Source organism: Streptomyces sp. NPDC043952 (assembly GCF_056435325.1).
On sequence record NZ_JBWKES010000009.1, the window covers coordinates 164,056 to 179,945 of the forward strand.

Below are 15,890 nucleotides of genomic sequence, written 5' to 3' on the forward strand. Positions count from 1 at the left end.
GAGCGGTCAGCCGTTGCGCGGACCGGGGAAGGCCGTCGGGCGGGCGTCCTCCCGGAGCGTCGGGCTGCCCGCCGTCGGCTGGGTGGGCATGGAGCGGGCGGCGGGGACCGTCGGCACCGGCACCGCGGGCAGGCCGGAGTTCACATTGAGCGTGCGGGTGCCCGACGGCTCCGGGGTCCGCTCGGCCTCGGCCGCCGCCTGGGCGGCGGCGCGGCGGGCGCCGTAACGGCGGTGCACCGCCTGCTTGGTGACCCCGAGCGCCGAGCCCACCGCGTCCCAGGAGAAGCCCAGCGAGCGGTCGAAGTCCACGGCGGCCGTGACCAGGGTCTCGACGCTGTCCCGGAGCTCCTGGGCGAGGCGGACGGTCGGGGCGGGGGCGCGTCCGTAGACGACGAAGCCCGTGGACGGGCCGGTGCGGCGCGGACGGTAGACGTTGCCCAACTGGGCGGTGAGCGTGCGCAGTGCGTCCACCTGCCGGCGGACCCGCTCGATGTCCCGCACCAGCAAGTGCAGGCTGGCCCGAGCCTGGGCGTCGTGGGTTGCATGGTCGGCCATGAACAAGCCTCTCGAACCGGCGTTGAAAGGAATCGGGCGGCCGAAGCGGCCCTATGTGGTCAACTCTCTCTTGACCAACGCGTCTGCGCTCCGCTGGTCACGGGGTGGGGGCGTGCGGGCATATGCGTACGCCGTCGCACCACCCGCGCGCCGCCCGTTTCCAGCGGGCCCGCGCGCCGGGCGAGTTGACCGCGGCCGTGCACCGCGCGGTGCCGGATGCCGGGCGGTCATAGACTGGTGCGCTGCCCGTCCGATCCCCGCCCGAGAGGCCCGATCCCGCCCATGAAGCTCGTCTTCGCCGGTACCCCCGAGGTCGCCGTACCCGCCCTGGACGCCCTGCTCGCCTCCGGGCGGCATGAGGTGGCCGCCGTCGTCACCCGGCCCGACGCCCCCGCGGGCCGGGGCCGCAGGCTGGTCGCGTCGCCCGTGGCCGAGCGTGCGGAGGAGGCCGGCATCGAGGTGCTCAAGCCGGCCAAGCCGCGGGACCCCGAGTTCCTGGCGCGGCTCACGGAGATCGCCCCGGACTGCTGCCCGGTCGTCGCCTACGGCGCCCTGCTGCCCCGCGCCGCCCTCGACATCCCGGCCCACGGCTGGGTCAACCTGCACTTCTCGCTGCTGCCCGCCTGGCGCGGCGCGGCGCCCGTGCAGCACGCGCTGATGGCGGGCGACGAGATCACGGGCGCGTCCACCTTCCTCATCGAGGAGGGCCTGGACTCGGGACCGGTGTACGGGACGGTGACCGAGGAGATCCGGCCCACCGACACCAGCGGCGACCTGCTCACCCGGCTGGCCTTCGCCGGGGCGGGGCTGCTCGCGGCCACCATGGACGGCATCGAGGACGGCACCCTGAAGGCCGTACCGCAGCCCGCCGAGGGCATCACCCTCGCGCCGAAGATCAACGTCGAGGACGCCGAGGTGGACTGGACGGCGCCCGCGCTGCGCGTCGACCGGGTCGTGCGCGGCTGCACCCCGGCGCCCGGCGCCTGGACCACCTTCCGCGGCGAACGGCTCAAGCTCATCCAGGTCGCCCCGGTGCCCGAGCGCACCGACCTCGCGCCGGGCCACCTCGCCGTCGGCAAGAACAGCGTCCATGTGGGCACCGGCTCGCACGCCGTCGAACTCCTCTGGGTCCAGGCCCAGGGCAAGAAGCCGATGCGCGCCGCGGACTGGGCCCGAGGCGCCCGGATCGGCGAGGGGGAGACACTGGGCGGATGAGTTCCGGGGTGAGTCCGGATGCCTGTCCGGCCGGGTCCGCACGGGCACGCTCGGCCGGTCCGGGGAGCGGACGCCGGTGAGAGGACGGGCGCCGGCCCGGCTGGTTGTCCGGGACCGACGTACGCCGGGTGCGAACGGCGCCCGAGACCGGTGCCGGCCGGGTGACGAGCCCGGTCCTCGATACCCGCACGCCCCCGCTCGCCCCCCTCGACGTACGCTTGCCCACATACCCCTTTTCACCACCGGAGCACCTTTTTCGTGAGCGAGCAGTCGCGGCGGGGTCGTAAGCCCGCCAAGCCCTACCGGCGTCCCAAGAAGGACCCCGTCCGCATCCTGGCCTTCGAGGCGCTGCGGGCGGTGGACGAGCGGGACGCGTACGCCAACCTGGTGCTGCCCCCGCTGCTGCGCAAGGCGCGGGAGAAGGACGACTTCGACGCGCGGGACGCCGCGCTCGCGACCGAGCTGGTGTACGGGACGCTGCGCCGCCAGGGGACGTACGACGCCGTCATCGCTGCCTGCGTGGACCGCCCGCTGCGCGAGGTCGACCCGCCGGTGCTGGACGTGCTGAGCCTCGGCGCGCACCAGTTGCTCGGCACCCGGATTCCGACGCACGCCGCCGTGTCCGCCACCGTGGAGCTGGCCCGTGTCGTCCTCGGCGACGGACGCGCCAAGTTCGTCAACGCGGTGCTGCGCAAGATCGCCCAGGACGATCTGGACGGCTGGATCGGCAAGGTCGCGCCGCCCTACGACGAGGATCCCGAGGACCACCTCGCCGTCGTGCACTCCCACCCCCGCTGGATCGTCTCCGCGCTGTGGGACTCCCTGGGCGGCGGGCGCGCCGGGATCGAGGAGTTGCTCGCGGCCGACAACGAGCGGCCGCGGGTGACGCTGGTCGCACGGCCGGGCCGGGCCACCACCGGGGAACTGCTGCGCGAGGACGCCGCGGAGGCCGGGCGCTGGTCGCCGTACGCCGTACGGCTGGCCGAGGGCGGCGAGCCGGGCGCGGTCGAGGCCGTGCGCGAGGGCCGCGCCGGGGTACAGGACGAGGGCAGCCAGCTGGTCGCCCTCGCGCTGGCCAACGCGCCCCTGGAGGGGCCGGACACCAAGTGGCTCGACGGCTGTGCCGGACCCGGCGGCAAGGCGGCCCTGCTGGGGGCGCTCGCGGCCGAGCGGGGTGCCGTGCTCCTCGCGTCGGAGAAGCAGCCGCACCGGGCCGGTCTGGTGGCCAAGGCGCTGGCCGGCAATCCGGGGCCGTACCAGGTCATCGCGGCGGACGGCACGCGGCCGCCGTGGCGGCCCGGCAGTTTCGACCGGGTGATGGTGGACGTGCCCTGCACCGGGCTCGGCGCGCTGCGCCGGCGGCCCGAGGCGCGCTGGCGCCGGCGTCCCGAGGACCTGGACAATTTCGCTCCCCTCCAGCGCGCCCTGCTGCGCACTGCGCTCGACTCGGTGCGCGTCGGCGGCGTGGTCGGCTATGCCACCTGCTCTCCGCACCTCGCCGAGACGCGGGTGGTCGTCTCCGATGTGCTCAAGCAGTACCCGGACGCCGAACTCGTCGACGCCCGGCCGCTGCTGCCCGGCGTCCCCGCGCTCGGGGACGGCCCGGACATCCAGCTGTGGCCGCATGTGCACGGCACCGACGCGATGTACCTCGCGCTGATCCGCAGGACCGGCTGACGGTCGCGGGGATCGGTTGCGCGGTTCTCATTTCACCGCATGCGTCGGCTTCGTCGCCCTCGGTTATCCACAGGGACGGAAACACCATCCGACAAACAACGGATCGGTATGATGAACGGTCTCACCTGTGGACGGACGGGAACATCAGTGCCTCGGACATGGCAGTCTTGGGGCATGGCAGCGCAGATCAACCCCAGCATCCTGTCCGCCGACTTCGCCCGCCTGGCGGAGGAGGCCAAGGCTGTCCAGGGCGCCGACTTCCTTCACGTCGACGTCATGGACAACCACTTCGTCCCCAACCTCACGCTCGGCGTGCCGGTGGTGGAGTCCCTGGCCCGCGCGACGGACACCCCGCTGGACTGCCATCTGATGATCGAGGACCCCGACCGCTGGGCTCCTCAGTACGTGGAGGCGGGCGCCTCGTCCGTCACCTTCCATGTGGAGGCGGCCGCCGCCCCGGTCCGCCTCGCCCGCGAGATCCGCGCCAAGGGTGCGCGCGCCTCCATGGCGCTCAAGCCCGCGACGCCGATCGAGCCGTACGAGGACCTGCTGCCGGAACTCGACATGCTGCTGATCATGACCGTCGAGCCGGGCTTCGGCGGCCAGGCCTTCCTCGACATCATGCTGCCGAAGATCCGCCGCACCCGTGAGCTGATCGCCAAGCACGGCCTCCAGCTCTGGCTCCAGGTCGACGGCGGCGTCTCGGAGTCCACGATCGAGCGGTGCGCGGAGGCGGGCGCCGACGTGTTCGTGGCGGGCTCGGCGGTCTACGGGGCGAAGGACCCGGCGGAGGCGGCGCGTGCCCTGCGCGCCCGTGCGGAGGCGGCCACGGCCAAGGCCTCCTGGGCATGCGACCACTGAGCCACGGCTACGTGAACGGTTGAGAGAACGCCGCCCATCAGGGCTAATCAGTTGCGCCGGATCTGCAAGGATGAACGGCGAATCCAGAGTGTGAACAGCAGTGAGGAGATCGCCGTGTCGGGTATGTCGGCGGGCCGGTCAGCCATGCGGATGGGACCCGCTGAGCTGGTCCAGGCGGCGGCCATGGCCCGCCGCTTCTACCTTGAGGGCAAGTCCAAGATCCAGATCGCGGAGGAGTTCGGCGTCAGCCGCTTCAAGGTGGCACGGGTCCTGGAGACCGCTCTCGAACGGGATCTCGTGCGTATCGAGATCCGCGTACCGGCCGAGCTGGACGCCGAGCGCTCCGACGCGCTCCGCGCCCGCTACGGCCTGCGGCACGCCGTCGTGGTCGAGTCCCCGGCCGAGGCCGAGGAGACCCCCGACCCCGAGAACCTCGGCGAGGTCGCCGCGGACCTGCTCGGCGAACTGGTCAACGAGGGGGACGTGCTCGGCCTCGCCTGGGGCCGCTCCACCATCCACATGGCGGCGGCGCTGGACCGGCTGCCGCCGTGCACGGTGGTGCAGCTGACGGGGGTGTACGACGCCGGTACCTCCGAGCGCGGCTCGGTCGAGGCCGTGCGCCGTGCCGCCCAGGTGTCGGGCGGCGACGCCCACCCGATCTACGCGCCGATGCTGCTGCCGGACGTGGCCACCGCGGCGGCCCTGCGCAACCAGACCGGGATCGCCCGCGCCTTCGAGTACTTCGACAAGGTCACGGTCGCCTGCGTCTCCATCGGTTCCTGGGAGCCGGGCATCTCGACGGTGCACGACATGCTCAGCGACGAGGAGCGGGCGCACTACGCCTCGCTCGGTGTCGCCGCCGAGATGGCCGCGCACCTCTTCGACGCCGAGGGGCGCCGGATCGGGCGGGACCTCGGGGAGCGGTGCATCACGGTCAAGGCCGACCAGCTGCGCCGTATCCCGGAGGTCGTCGCGATCGCCGGCGGCCAGCGCAAGGCGGCCGCGATCGATGCGGTGCTCCGCTCCGGGCTGGTCACCAGCCTGGTCACGGACACCTCGGCCGCGGACTACCTGATGACGGCGGGCTCGACGCCGAAGGCCGCCCTGAGCCGCCAGGACCCCGACGGGCAGTGAGGGGACCGGGGCGAGGCCGTCCGCGGCGGAGCGTGCTGTCGGCGGTACGGCCGCGGCGCCGCCGGGGTGACGACGGCGGTCCGACGGCCGGGGGCTGAAGGGCTGCCGGACCGGACTCCACGGATCGGCCGGCGGCTACGACCGTTGACCGCGCGGCGCGGTACGGGGAGCCCTGGCCTGAAGCCCCGGTCCGGAGTCTCTGGGTCCGAGGTCCCGGTCCGGAGCCCCGGCGGGACTCCGCCGCCGCCCCTCGACCCCCGCGCCGCCGCCGGGGTGACGACGGCGGCCGACGGGCGGGCGGCTGAAGGGCTGCCGGACCGGAGTCCACGGATCGGCCGGCGGCTACGACCGTTGACCGCGCGGCGCGGTACGGGGAGCCCTGGCCTGAAGCCCCCGGTCCGGAGCCTCTGGGCCCGAGGTTCTGGCCCGGAGCCCCGGTCCGGACTCCGCCGCCGCCCCTCCGCCGCCTCCCCTCGGCCCCGCGCCGCCGGGCCCTCCCGGCGGCGGCTCGTGGCGTCCTCGTACCCGCGACGTACCCGCGACCGCCGTGGCAGCATCATCCGCATGCTGTCCTTGTCCCGCCCCTCGGCCCCGGCGTCCGAACGGCCCCGTACCCGGCGGTCCGGCCGCCCGCTGTCCCGGCTGCTCGCGGGGCTGCTCGTCGTCCTCGCCGTGCTGCTCGCCGGGTGCTCGCCGAAGGCGTCGACGGGTGACGGCACGACGGGGACGCGTACCGGCTCGGCCTCCAGCTCTGCCGCCACGCCCGGCTGGGCCAGGGGCATGGCGACCGTGCCCGCGTCGCGGTTGCCGGCCGAGGCACGGCGGACGCTGGCGCTCATCGACCGGGGCGGCCCCTATCCCTACGCACGGGACGGGATCGTCTTCGGGAACTACGAGCGGCAGCTGCCCGAGCACCAGCGCGGCTACTACCACGAGTACACCGTGCCGACACCGGGATCACGCGACCGCGGGGCCCGGCGCATCATCACCGGACAAGGCGGGGAGTTCTACTACACCGATGATCACTACAACTCGTTCCGGGCGGTGCTGAGATGACCGGGAACCTCGCGGACCGCCGGATCGTCACCCTGGACCTCACCGGGGTGGCGGACAAGTCCGGCCTGATGGACGCCGTGGCGCGGGCCCTCGGCCTGCCCGACTGGTTCGGCCGGAACTGGGACGCACTCCTCGACAGCCTCTGCGACCCCTCGGTCTGGCCGGCCGAGGCGGCCGGGCGCGGGCTGCTGCTCGTCGTCACGGAGTGGGAGCCGTACGCGCGGGCATGGCCCGACGAATGGCGGGTGGCCCGCGAGATCTTCACCGAGGCGAGCGAGCGCACCGCCCCGCTCACCGCCCCGCTCACGGTGGCCCTCGCACTGGCCTGACGGCCCCGGCACCGGCCGGCGCGCCGTCCCCGGCCCACACCCGTCCTGCCGACACCCCCGTATCACGGCATGCCAACTCCCCTTTGCCGATAGGCTCGTGGTGATGCCGAGCGATGCGGGACGGGGGCCAGTCAGACGTGGTGTATCAGGTTCCGGCGGAGCCGGCGCACTTTGTGGACCGTGAGCGGGAACAGGCGCGAGCCCGGCAGTTGGTCATGGATCGGCAGACCGCCGAGGGCGGCACCCGTCCGCTGTGCCTGCTGCTGCGCGGCCACGCAGGCACCGGAAAGACCGAACTGGCCTTCCGCCTCGCCCGCGTTTTGCGGCAGCACCACCCGGACGGCGTGCTCTACGTCGACCTGGACGAGGTACGCCGTGACGGTGCCGTGGAGGTCGCCGACGTCCTCGGCGAGCTGCTGCGCGCGCTCGGCACGGAGTGGGTCGCGCCCGTGTTCCGGGAGCGGGCCCGCCAGTACTGGTCGCTCACCCACGGCAAGCGGCTTCTGCTCGTCATCGACAATGCCCGTTACGGCGCCGAGGTGGAACCGTTGCTGCCCGCCTCGGGCGACAGCCTGGTGATCGTCACCAGCCATGGGCCGCTGTACGACCTCCAGGCCGGCGCGGCCACCGAGTTTCCGCTGGCGCCGCTCGACCCCGCCGACGCCCTGGAACTGCTGGAGCGGGTCACCAAGGACCCCCGTCTCGCCGTGGAGCCGGAGGAGACGCGCCGGCTGCTCGACCTGTGCTCGGGGCTTCCGGCCGCGCTGCACACCGCGGGGAACTGGCTGCGCCGCCACCAGGAGCCGCCGCTGGCCCGGCTCCTCGACCGGCTCGGCACCGAACTGAGGGAGAAGGGCATCCCCGTGGTGGAACAGGTGTGGGACGCGGCCTACGACAGCCTCGGTTCCGACGCGGCCCGCCTGTACCGGCTGCTGGGCCATTTCCCCGGCCCCTCCTTCACCCTCGCCGCCGTGGACGTCCTGCTCGGCCGGGACCTCGACACCGCCGAGGACGCGCTCGCCGAGCTGCGCGCCGCCGGACTGCTGGACGGCCGCGGTGCCGACGGCCGCGAGCGCCTTCCGGAGCTGCTGCGCGCCCACGCCCGCCGCCGCGCGGAGACGTACGGCGACCAGGGCGAGCGCGAGGAGGCGCTACGGCGGCTCGTGCGCTGGTGTCTGCGCCAGGCCCAACGCGCGGACCTGGCCGCGGCCGGACCGCGCCTGAGGGTGGCGGCCGAGGTGCCGCCGGTGCCCGGCACCCGTGATGTGCTCTTCGAACAGCCCGGAGACGTCCAGGGCGGGTCGGCGGCCCGCGCCTACCACTGGCTGGAGGCCGAACGGCACACCCTGTTCGGCTGCGTCCGCGTCGCCCACACCGTCGGCACCGCCGGGGGCGGGGACTGGGGCCTCACGGAAGCGGCCGCGCTCTGTGAGCCCCTGTGGACCCACTTCCTCCACCACCCGCACTACGGCGACCACATCGATGCCTTCCGCAGGGGCGTGGCCGCCGCCCAGCAGGCCGGCGATCTCCCGCTGCTGGTCCGGATGCGCTGCCAGCTGGCCCGGCCGTTGTGGGAGCAGGGCGAGTTCGAGGAGGCGGAACGGCAGCTGACGCAGGCGTGGTCTACGGTCCAGGGCGCCTTCGGCAGCTCGGCGCGGGAGCGCAAACTCGCCGCCTCCACCCAGGAGTTCCTGGGCATGCTCGGCTCGGTCCGCGGCGACTGGGCGGCCGCGGCACGGAAGTTCGAGGCGTCCGGCGCGGTGCACGAGGAGATCGGCAACGCGTACGGCGCCACCCTCCAGCGGTACCGGCTGGGCGAGGCCCTCGCGCACCTGGGCGAACTGGAGCGAGCCGCCGAACTGCTGGAGCGGGCCCGCGACGAGTTCGCCGCCGACGGCCGTACCCGGCTCACCGGGCGCGCGGAGTTCGCCCTCGGCGGGGTGTACGCCCGGCTCGGCCGGGGCGACGAGGCGGGCGCGCGCTACCGGGCGGCGCTGGAGCGGACACGCGCCGTGCGGGGCGTGCGGGACGAGGCCAGGGTCCTGGACGCCCTCGCGGAACTCGCCGCGAGCCTGGGCGAGGAGGCCGAGGCGGCGGAACACCGGACGGCGGCGCGGGAGTTGTGGGAGCGGCTGGGACTCGGCCCGGTGGCGTCAGACCGGTAGGGCGGACTCCTCGGCGGTGGCCGGGGACAGGTGGGCCGTCACCTTGTGGGGGCCCACCGCGCAGACCAAGCGGGTGGCCGTGTCATCCCGTCCCGCGAGCAGCATGGCATGTACCGCCGACAGGACGGCCACCGGGTCGACCGGTGCGGGCCGGCGTTCGGCTCCGTACGGGCCGAGCCGTACGGAGAGGAGCGGGCCTGAGCGGTAGCGCAGCAGGCAGTGGGTGGCCGAGAGGACGATCGCGGCGGTGCGGTGGCCGCTGGGATGGTCGGCGAGGGTGCGCAGCGTCCACTCGTCGGCCGACACCGGCGGTGCGCCGGGGTGGTCGCCCGCGCGGCGGTGCAGCAGGGCCGCGCTCTGGGTGAACCGGCGGTGCGCGGCGCCCACTTCGGCGGCCAGGTGGTGCGCGGGCGCGGGCGGCACGAGATGCGCGGGGTGCCGCAGCACCCGCGGAGTGCCGTGGTCGTCGTACTCGATGCGGACCACGAAGGCGGCGGGTGCGAGCGGTGCCGGTGCCGGGTCGGGGAGCAGGCGGGGCAGGACGGGGCGGTCGGGCGGGGTGAGGTCCAGCAGGTCGTACAGGGTCTCCCGCAGTCGGTCGAGCGCCCGGCCCTGTTCGGCGAAGGCCGGCTCGGCGAGGGCGCGGCTGCTGCCCGGTCGATGTGCACGCAGCGCCGTGGCCAGCTGGGCTGCCGCGTCCGGGCCGGGCAGGTGCGGCGCGAGGTGGGGGGCGCCGGTGAGGAGGTCGGCCATCGGGCTGCCGGGAAGCAGTTCCCTGCCGCCGTCGTAGGCGCCGAGCAGCGGGCGGTCGAGGGCCGCCGGGTAGAGGGCCGCCGAGCCGTGGTCGGTGACGAGGAGGTCCGCCGCGATGGCGACCGACGCCCACTCCTCGTGGACCGCGGGCATGATCAGACCGGCCTGGCGGGCGGGGTCAAGGTACTCGGCGAGGTCGAGTGTCCCGCGCCGGGCGCGCTCGTTCGGGTGCAGGACCAGGGCGAGCTGGTACTCGTCGTGGGGGAGGGCCGCCGCGAGTTCGGCAGGCAGGTCCGGGCGGCGGCCGATCAGGGACTCCGGGCCCCAGGTGGAGAGCAGGACGACGAGGGTGCGGGCGCCCGTGCGCAGTGCGGCGCGGTAGCGGTCGCGGCGCTCCTGGGATTCCAGGAACCGTTCCATCAGCGGGTCGCCGACGACCGTCGAACGGGCCGCCACCGCGGGGCTGAGCGGCATCAGCCGGGCGATCTGGCTGGGGTGCGAGAACAGGTACCGGGTGGCGAGTGGGGCGCCGTCGGGCCGCAGCAGATGGGCGGGGTCCAGTCCGGAGGCGGAGTCCTCGGTGCCCTCACCAGGCACCGACTTGTTGAACCCGGCGCCGTGCGGGAGCAGGACGCGGGGTCCGTGCAGTGCGTGCAGATCGCCCTTGGGGCTGGCGGCGAGGATCAGGGAGAACGTCTGGTCGAGGGCTTCCGCCCAGGGGAGGGTGCGGCCGCCCGCGCGGTCGATGGCGCTGAGCGCGTCCAGCGAGAACGCGGAGCCCGGAATGAGGGTGAACGAGCGGTGCACCCGGTCGTCACCCGCGAAGACGGGGAGGGTGTCGAGCAGCCGGTGCAGGGCGTTCTGCGACCGCGCGGCGAAGAGGACGGTGCGCTCCTCGCCCGTCGCCCGCCCGTCCTTCACCTGACTCTCCCGTCTGCTTGGCGTGCTCCTCCCGCGCGGGGTGCCGGGACGCGCCGGGTCGGCCAGGTGATCGTACCGAGGACGGCCGAACCGGCCCGGCGAACTGCCGTGTCCATGCAGAATGCACTCCATGAACGAGTGGCTCATCGCCCTGCTGGCCGCGCTCATCGGCGCCGGCGCCGCGCTCGGCGGCAACGTCATCTCGGCGCGCTCCACCCGCGAGGCCGGAGAGCGCCAGGCGGCGGCCGCCCTGGAGGCGCTGCGGCTGAGCACCGCCGAGCAGCGGGCGGCGCGCGTCCACGACCAGCGGCGGCAGGCGTACGTCCGGTTCCTGGAGGCGGTCGGCGCCGTTACCGAGACCCGCCGTACCGGCGAGGGGCGTCCCGGAGACCGCGCGGACCTCCAGCGCGCCCACGACCTGGTACTCCTGGAAGGCCCCGGCGAGGTGGCGGCCGCCGCCACGGCGCTCCTGGAGCAGGTGCGGCGCGACGGGCGCCCGGACGCGCTGGACAGGGCCCGCGAGGCTTTCCTGCGGGAGGCGCGCATCGCGCTGCACTGACCGGGAGCCCCTTCGGCGGATCATCCGAAGGCGGGGCGGCCGCGCTGGAGGTTCCGCCCGGAGACGGGCGGGGGCGGGGCATGGGAGAATGAAGTACGTGCTCTTTTCCCCCTGGCGCACCCGTCGGGGGGTCACCTCTGAACGACTGGGATGTGCGGCACGTGCGTTTCCTCAATGACATCCGGCCCACGTACGACCTGACGTACGATGACGTGTTCATGGTGCCGAGCCGCTCCGCCGTGGGCTCGCGGCAGGGTGTGGACCTCAGCTCGCCGGACGGCACGGGAACGACCATCCCGCTCGTCGTCGCCAACATGACCGCCATCGCCGGGCGCCGCATGGCCGAGACCGTGGCCCGCCGCGGCGGCCTCGTGGTCATCCCGCAGGACATCCCGAACGATGTGATCATCGACGTGGTCTCCTGGGTCAAGAGCCGCCACCTGGTGCTGGACACCCCCATCGTGCTGGCCCCTCACCAGACCGTCGCCGACGCCCTCGCACTGCTGCCCAAGCGGTCGCACAACGCGGGCGTGGTGGTGGACGGCGAGCGGCGGCCCATCGGTGTCGTCACCGACGCGGACCTCACCGGCGTCGACCGCTTCACCCAGCTCGAAGTGGTCATGTCCAAGGACCTGCTCCTGCTGGACGCGGACATCGACCCGCGCGAGGCCTTCAACACCCTCGACGCGCACAACCGCCGTTACGCCCCCGCCGTCGACAAGGACGGCAGGCTGGCCGGCATCCTCACCCGCAAGGGCGCCCTGCGCGCCACGCTGTACACCCCGGCCGTGGACGCGAAGGGCAGGCTGCGCATCGCCGCCGCCGTCGGCATCAACGGCGATGTGGCCGGCAAGGCCAAGGAACTGCTCGACGCGGGCGTGGACACCCTCGTCATCGACACCGCGCACGGCCACCAGGAGTCGATGATCAGCGCGATCAAGGTGGTGCGCGCGCTCGACCCGCAGGTGCCCATCGTCGCGGGCAACATCGTCTCCGCCGAGGGCGTCAAGGACCTGATCGACGCGGGCGCGGACATCATCAAGGTCGGGGTCGGCCCCGGCGCCATGTGCACCACCCGGATGATGACCGGCGTGGGCCGGCCGCAGTTCTCCGCCGTGCTGGAGTGCGCCGCCGAGGCGAAGAAGTACGGCAAGCACGTGTGGGCCGACGGCGGTGTCCGCCACCCGCGCGACGTGGCCATGGCGCTCGCCGCCGGCGCCTCGAACGTGATGGTGGGCTCCTGGTTCGCCGGTACGTACGAGTCTCCGGGCGACCTCCAGCACGACGCCAACGGCCGCCCGTACAAGGAGTCGTTCGGCATGGCCTCCGCCCGCGCGGTGCGCAACCGCACGTCGGAGGAGTCGGCGTACGACCGCGCCCGCAAGGCGCTGTTCGAGGAGGGCATCTCCACCTCGCGGATGTTCCTCGACCCGGCCCGTCCGGGTGTGGAGGACCTGATCGACTCGATCATCGCGGGCGTCCGCTCCTCCTGCACCTACGCGGGTGCCGGTTCGCTGGAGGAGTTCGCCGAGCGTGCCATCGTCGGCGTGCAGAGCGCGGCCGGATACGCCGAGGGCAAGCCGCTGCACGCCAGCTGGAGCTGATCCCGCGCCCTTCGGCCCCCGCCGCGACCGGCGGGGGCCGAAGGCGTCCGGTGACCGGAGCGCGGCGTTCCGTCACGTGTCGTACCGTGGACGGCGATGATCACACGTCAGCAGCCGCCCGCGGGCCCCGGTGCGCGCCTGATGCGCCGCAAGCCCGTGGAGCTCCTGGTCGCCGAGGGCGGTCAGGGCGAGGGCGGCGCGCTGCGGCGCTCCCTCGGGCTCTGGCAGCTGACCATGATCAGCATCGGGGCCACGCTCGGCACCGGCATCTTCGTGGTCCTCGGCGAGGCCGTCCCCAAGGCGGGCCCCGCCGTCATCCTGTCCTTCGTGCTCGCCGGACTCACCGCGCTGTTCTCGGCCCTGTCCTACGCCGAACTCGCGGGCACCATCCCGGTCGCCGGCTCCTCCTACTCGTACGCCTACGCCACGATGGGCGAGCTGATCGCCTGGGTCTGCGGCTGGTGCCTGCTGCTGGAGTACGGCGTCTCGGTCGCCGCGGTGGCGGTCGGCTGGGGCCAGTACCTGAACGAGCTGCTGGACGGCACCGTCGGCTTCGCGTTCCCGGCCGCCCTGTCCGCCCCGCCGGGCCACGGCGGCGTCTTCAATCTGCCCGCCCTGATCGTCGTACTCCTCGCCATGGTGTTCCTGCTCGGCGGGGCCAGGGAGTCCGCGCGGGTCAACACCGTGATGGTGTGCGTGAAGATCGCCGCGCTGATCCTGTTCTGCGCGGTCGGCCTCATGGGCGTCAGGGCCGGGAACTACACGCCCTTCATGCCGCTCGGCATGGCCGGGGTCAGCGCGGCGGGCGGCACGCTGTTCTTCTCGTACATCGGCTTCGACGCGGCCTCCACCGCGGGGGAGGAGGCGAAGGACGCGCCGCGTGACCTGCCGCGCGCGATCATGCTGTCGCTGGTCATCGTGACGGCCCTGTACGTGCTGGTCGCGGCCGTCGCGGTCGGCGCCCGGCCCTGGCGCTCCTTCAGCGGCTCGGAGGCCGCGCTCGCCCAGATCATGCGGGACGTCACCGGACAGCGCTTCTGGGCGACCCTGCTGGCCTTCTGCGCGGTCATCGCCATCGCGAGTGTGGTGCTGACCGTGCTCTACGGCCAGACGCGCATCCTGTTCGCCATGTCCCGCGACGGCCTGATGCCGGGGATCTTCGAGCGGGTGCACCCGAGGAGCGGCACCCCGCGGGCCAACACCGTCATCGTGTCCCTGTTCTGCGGCCTCCTCGCCGCGGCGGTGCCGCTGGGGCAGCTGGCCGACGCCACCAGCATCGGCACGCTGTTCGCCTTCGCGCTCGTCAATGTGGCGGTCGTGGTGCTGCGCCGGACGCGGCCGGGGATGCGGCGCACGTTCCGGGTGCCGCTGTCGCCGCTGCTGCCCGCGCTCGGCTTCTTCTTCTGCGTCTGGCTCATGGGCAGCCTGTCCGCCGTGACCTGGACGGTGTTCGGTGTCTGGCTGGCGGTCGGGCTCGTGTTCTACTTCGTATACGGCTTCCGCCGGTCCCGTCTCGCTGAAGAAGTACTCGCCAAGAAGTAAGTGAACCACCTGCTGTGCTGAACGATCTCGACGAACGCATCGTGCACGCCCTCGCCGAGGACGCCCGCCGCTCCTTCGCGGACATCGGGCAACTGGTCGGACTGTCCGCGCCCGCGGTGAAACGCCGCGTCGACCGGTTGCGGGCCACCGGGGCGATCACCGGTTTCACCGTGCGGGTGGATCCGGCGGCGCTCGGCTGGGAGACCGAGGGGTACATCGAGATCTACTGCCGCAGCAACACCTCGCCGGAGACGATCCTGCGGGGTCTGGAGCGGTACCAGGAGGTCGTGTCGGCGTCGACGGTCACCGGGGACGCGGACGCGATCGCGCAGGTCTTCGCGTCGGACATGCGGCACTTCGAGCGGGTGCTGGAGCGGATCGCGGGGGAGCCGTTCGTGGAGCGGACGAAGTCCGTGCTGGTGCTGTCGCCGCTGCTGCGGAGGTTTTCCTCGGGGGCGCCGGGATAGAGCGGATGCCGGGTCGGGGGGTGCGGTCCGGATGCCGGGTGCGGGTCCGTCGTGGTTTCTCGCGCAGTTCCCCGCGCCCCTTGAGGGGGTTGCAGTTCGACGCCCCGAAAGGGGCGCGGGGAACTGCGCGACCGGCCACGGACGGACCCGCACCCGGCACCCGCACAGACCCCCCCGAGACCTACCCCGCCGCCTTCCGCGCCAGCGCATTGTTGCCGATCGAGTTGTGCACACTGAACGTCACCGCATCCGGCCGGTACCGGTCGTCCGACCACTCCACCGGCCGGCCCTCCCGCGTCGTCGTCACCCGGCGCACCCGCAGCAGCGGGCTCGTGCGGCGCACCCGCAGCAGTTCGGCGTCGCGCGCGCCGCAGGCGACCGCGTCGATGATGTGCTCGCCATAGGCGAAGACCAGGCCGGTGTCGTCGTACAGGCGCTGGGTGACGGAGGGGCAGTCGGGCTCGATGGACTCGACGGCGGGGGAGATCCAGTCGGCGTAGACCGTGCGTTCGAGCAGCACCGGGTCGCCGTCCAGACCGCGCAGCCGCAGTACGTGCAACACCGGCGTGCGCAAGGGGAGTTGGAGGCGGACGGCGTCCTCGTGGGTGGCCGGGCGGTAGGTCTGCTCGACCACGTGCCCGGTCGCCTCGCGGCCCATCGCGCGGGCCCACTGGGCGAAGCTGCGCAGCTCCTCGAAGCTCTGGCTGCGGCGGCTCGCGAGGACCACCCGGCGGGCGCCCTGACGGGAGCCGATCAGCCCCTCCGCGGTGAGCGCGGCGACGGCCTGGCGGACCGTGCCGCGCGAGACGCCGTAGCGGGCGGCCAGCTCCGACTCCGAGGGCAGCCGGCTGCCGACCGTGTACTGCTCGCGGTCGATCGCGCGGCGCAGCTCGTCGGCGATCTCCTCGTGTCGCGCCGTCATGCTTCCCCTCTGCGTAGGCGGCTGTGCACAGCGTGACCAGCCTAATCGACGTTTCACAGTCTTCCGGGTGAGCCGTAACTGTGCAGGGAAACGGCGGCTTCTGTTCCCTCCGTGTTCACGGACAGGACAC

At 73.5% G+C, this 15,890-nt stretch carries 14 protein-coding genes; 11 read left to right on the plus strand and 3 right to left on the minus strand.

The window, feature by feature from the left end:
- Positions 1-6: 6 nt before the first annotated feature.
- Positions 7-555, minus strand: coding sequence for a hypothetical protein (locus tag AC069R_RS13615; RefSeq protein WP_397986928.1), 549 nt, complete (start codon positions 553-555; stop codon positions 7-9).
- Between the two features lie 282 nt (positions 556-837).
- Between AC069R_RS13615 and fmt the strand changes: the two genes are divergently transcribed.
- The 7 genes from fmt to AC069R_RS13650 all read left to right on the plus strand — a co-directional run bounded on the left by fmt (position 838) and on the right by AC069R_RS13650 (position 8,992).
- Positions 838-1,770 (plus strand): methionyl-tRNA formyltransferase, encoded by a 933-nt coding sequence (fmt, locus tag AC069R_RS13620; RefSeq protein ID WP_478766992.1) that lies wholly within the window; start codon positions 838-840, stop codon positions 1,768-1,770.
- Positions 1,771-2,028: 258 nt separating this feature from the next.
- Positions 2,029-3,447 carry an RsmB/NOP family class I SAM-dependent RNA methyltransferase gene (locus tag AC069R_RS13625; RefSeq protein ID WP_478766993.1) on the plus strand — a complete coding sequence of 473 codons (1,419 nt, stop codon included), beginning with the start codon at positions 2,029-2,031 and terminating at the stop codon, positions 3,445-3,447.
- A gap of 174 nt (positions 3,448-3,621) precedes the next feature.
- Entirely contained in the window at positions 3,622-4,308 is a 687-nt protein-coding gene (gene rpe / locus AC069R_RS13630) for a ribulose-phosphate 3-epimerase (protein WP_478766994.1), read from the plus strand.
- A gap of 90 nt (positions 4,309-4,398) precedes the next feature.
- A complete protein-coding gene (locus AC069R_RS13635; protein ID WP_478766995.1) occupies positions 4,399-5,442 on the plus strand; it encodes a sugar-binding transcriptional regulator in 1,044 nt (347 codons plus the stop codon).
- Positions 5,443-6,006: 564 nt separating this feature from the next.
- On the plus strand, positions 6,007-6,498 hold the full coding sequence (locus AC069R_RS13640) for a guanyl-specific ribonuclease (RefSeq protein ID WP_478766996.1): 492 nt from the start codon (positions 6,007-6,009) through the stop codon (positions 6,496-6,498).
- Positions 6,495-6,827, plus strand: coding sequence for a barstar family protein (locus AC069R_RS13645; protein ID WP_478766997.1), 333 nt, complete (start codon positions 6,495-6,497; stop codon positions 6,825-6,827). Before AC069R_RS13640 ends, AC069R_RS13645 begins: the two co-directional genes overlap by 4 nt.
- Positions 6,828-7,042: 215 nt before the next feature.
- Positions 7,043-8,992, plus strand: a complete 1,950-nt coding sequence (locus tag AC069R_RS13650) for a hypothetical protein (RefSeq protein ID WP_478766998.1) — start codon at positions 7,043-7,045, stop codon at positions 8,990-8,992.
- Here AC069R_RS13650 and AC069R_RS13655 read toward each other — a convergent pair.
- A complete protein-coding gene (locus tag AC069R_RS13655; protein WP_478766999.1) occupies positions 8,981-10,666 on the minus strand; it encodes a translation initiation factor 2 in 1,686 nt (561 codons plus the stop codon). The genes AC069R_RS13650 and AC069R_RS13655 overlap by 12 nt on opposite strands.
- 130 nt (positions 10,667-10,796) lie before the next feature.
- Between AC069R_RS13655 and AC069R_RS13660 the strand changes: the two genes are divergently transcribed.
- The 4 genes from AC069R_RS13660 (at position 10,797) to AC069R_RS13675 (ending at position 14,838) form a co-directional block, all read left to right on the plus strand.
- Positions 10,797-11,225, plus strand: a complete 429-nt coding sequence (locus tag AC069R_RS13660) for a hypothetical protein (protein WP_478767000.1) — start codon at positions 10,797-10,799, stop codon at positions 11,223-11,225.
- Between the two features lie 161 nt (positions 11,226-11,386).
- Positions 11,387-12,829: a GuaB1 family IMP dehydrogenase-related protein gene (locus tag AC069R_RS13665; protein ID WP_397986935.1), complete on the plus strand. Its 1,443-nt coding sequence runs from the start codon at positions 11,387-11,389 to the stop codon at positions 12,827-12,829.
- A gap of 96 nt (positions 12,830-12,925) precedes the next feature.
- On the plus strand, positions 12,926-14,371 hold the full coding sequence (locus tag AC069R_RS13670) for an amino acid permease (RefSeq protein WP_478767001.1): 1,446 nt from the start codon (positions 12,926-12,928) through the stop codon (positions 14,369-14,371).
- 14 nt (positions 14,372-14,385) lie between these two features.
- Positions 14,386-14,838, plus strand: coding sequence for an Lrp/AsnC family transcriptional regulator (locus tag AC069R_RS13675; protein ID WP_397986937.1), 453 nt, complete (start codon positions 14,386-14,388; stop codon positions 14,836-14,838).
- Between the two features lie 181 nt (positions 14,839-15,019).
- On the opposite strand, the gene AC069R_RS13680 is transcribed toward AC069R_RS13675, so the two are convergent.
- Entirely contained in the window at positions 15,020-15,760 is a 741-nt protein-coding gene (locus tag AC069R_RS13680) for a GntR family transcriptional regulator (protein ID WP_478767002.1), read from the minus strand.
- Positions 15,761-15,890 lie beyond the last annotated feature (130 nt).

Bases quoted from the DNA above. Each gene is read 5' to 3' on its own strand.
- AC069R_RS13650 (WP_478766998.1), top strand. From the start codon at position 7,043: ATGGATCGGCAGACCGCCGAGGGCGGCACCCGTCCGCTGTGCCTGCTG.
- AC069R_RS13670 (WP_478767001.1), top strand. From the start codon at position 12,926: ATGATCACACGTCAGCAGCCGCCCGCGGGCCCCGGTGCGCGCCTGATG.
- AC069R_RS13645 (WP_478766997.1), top strand. From the start codon at position 6,495: ATGACCGGGAACCTCGCGGACCGCCGGATCGTCACCCTGGACCTCACC.
- AC069R_RS13660 (WP_478767000.1), top strand. From the start codon at position 10,797: ATGAACGAGTGGCTCATCGCCCTGCTGGCCGCGCTCATCGGCGCCGGC.
- AC069R_RS13615 (WP_397986928.1), bottom strand. From the start codon at position 555: ATGGCCGACCATGCAACCCACGACGCCCAGGCTCGGGCCAGCCTGCAC.
- rpe (WP_478766994.1), top strand. From the start codon at position 3,622: ATGGCAGCGCAGATCAACCCCAGCATCCTGTCCGCCGACTTCGCCCGC.
- AC069R_RS13680 (WP_478767002.1), bottom strand. From the start codon at position 15,760: ATGACGGCGCGACACGAGGAGATCGCCGACGAGCTGCGCCGCGCGATC.
- AC069R_RS13640 (WP_478766996.1), top strand. From the start codon at position 6,007: ATGCTGTCCTTGTCCCGCCCCTCGGCCCCGGCGTCCGAACGGCCCCGT.
- fmt (WP_478766992.1), top strand. From the start codon at position 838: ATGAAGCTCGTCTTCGCCGGTACCCCCGAGGTCGCCGTACCCGCCCTG.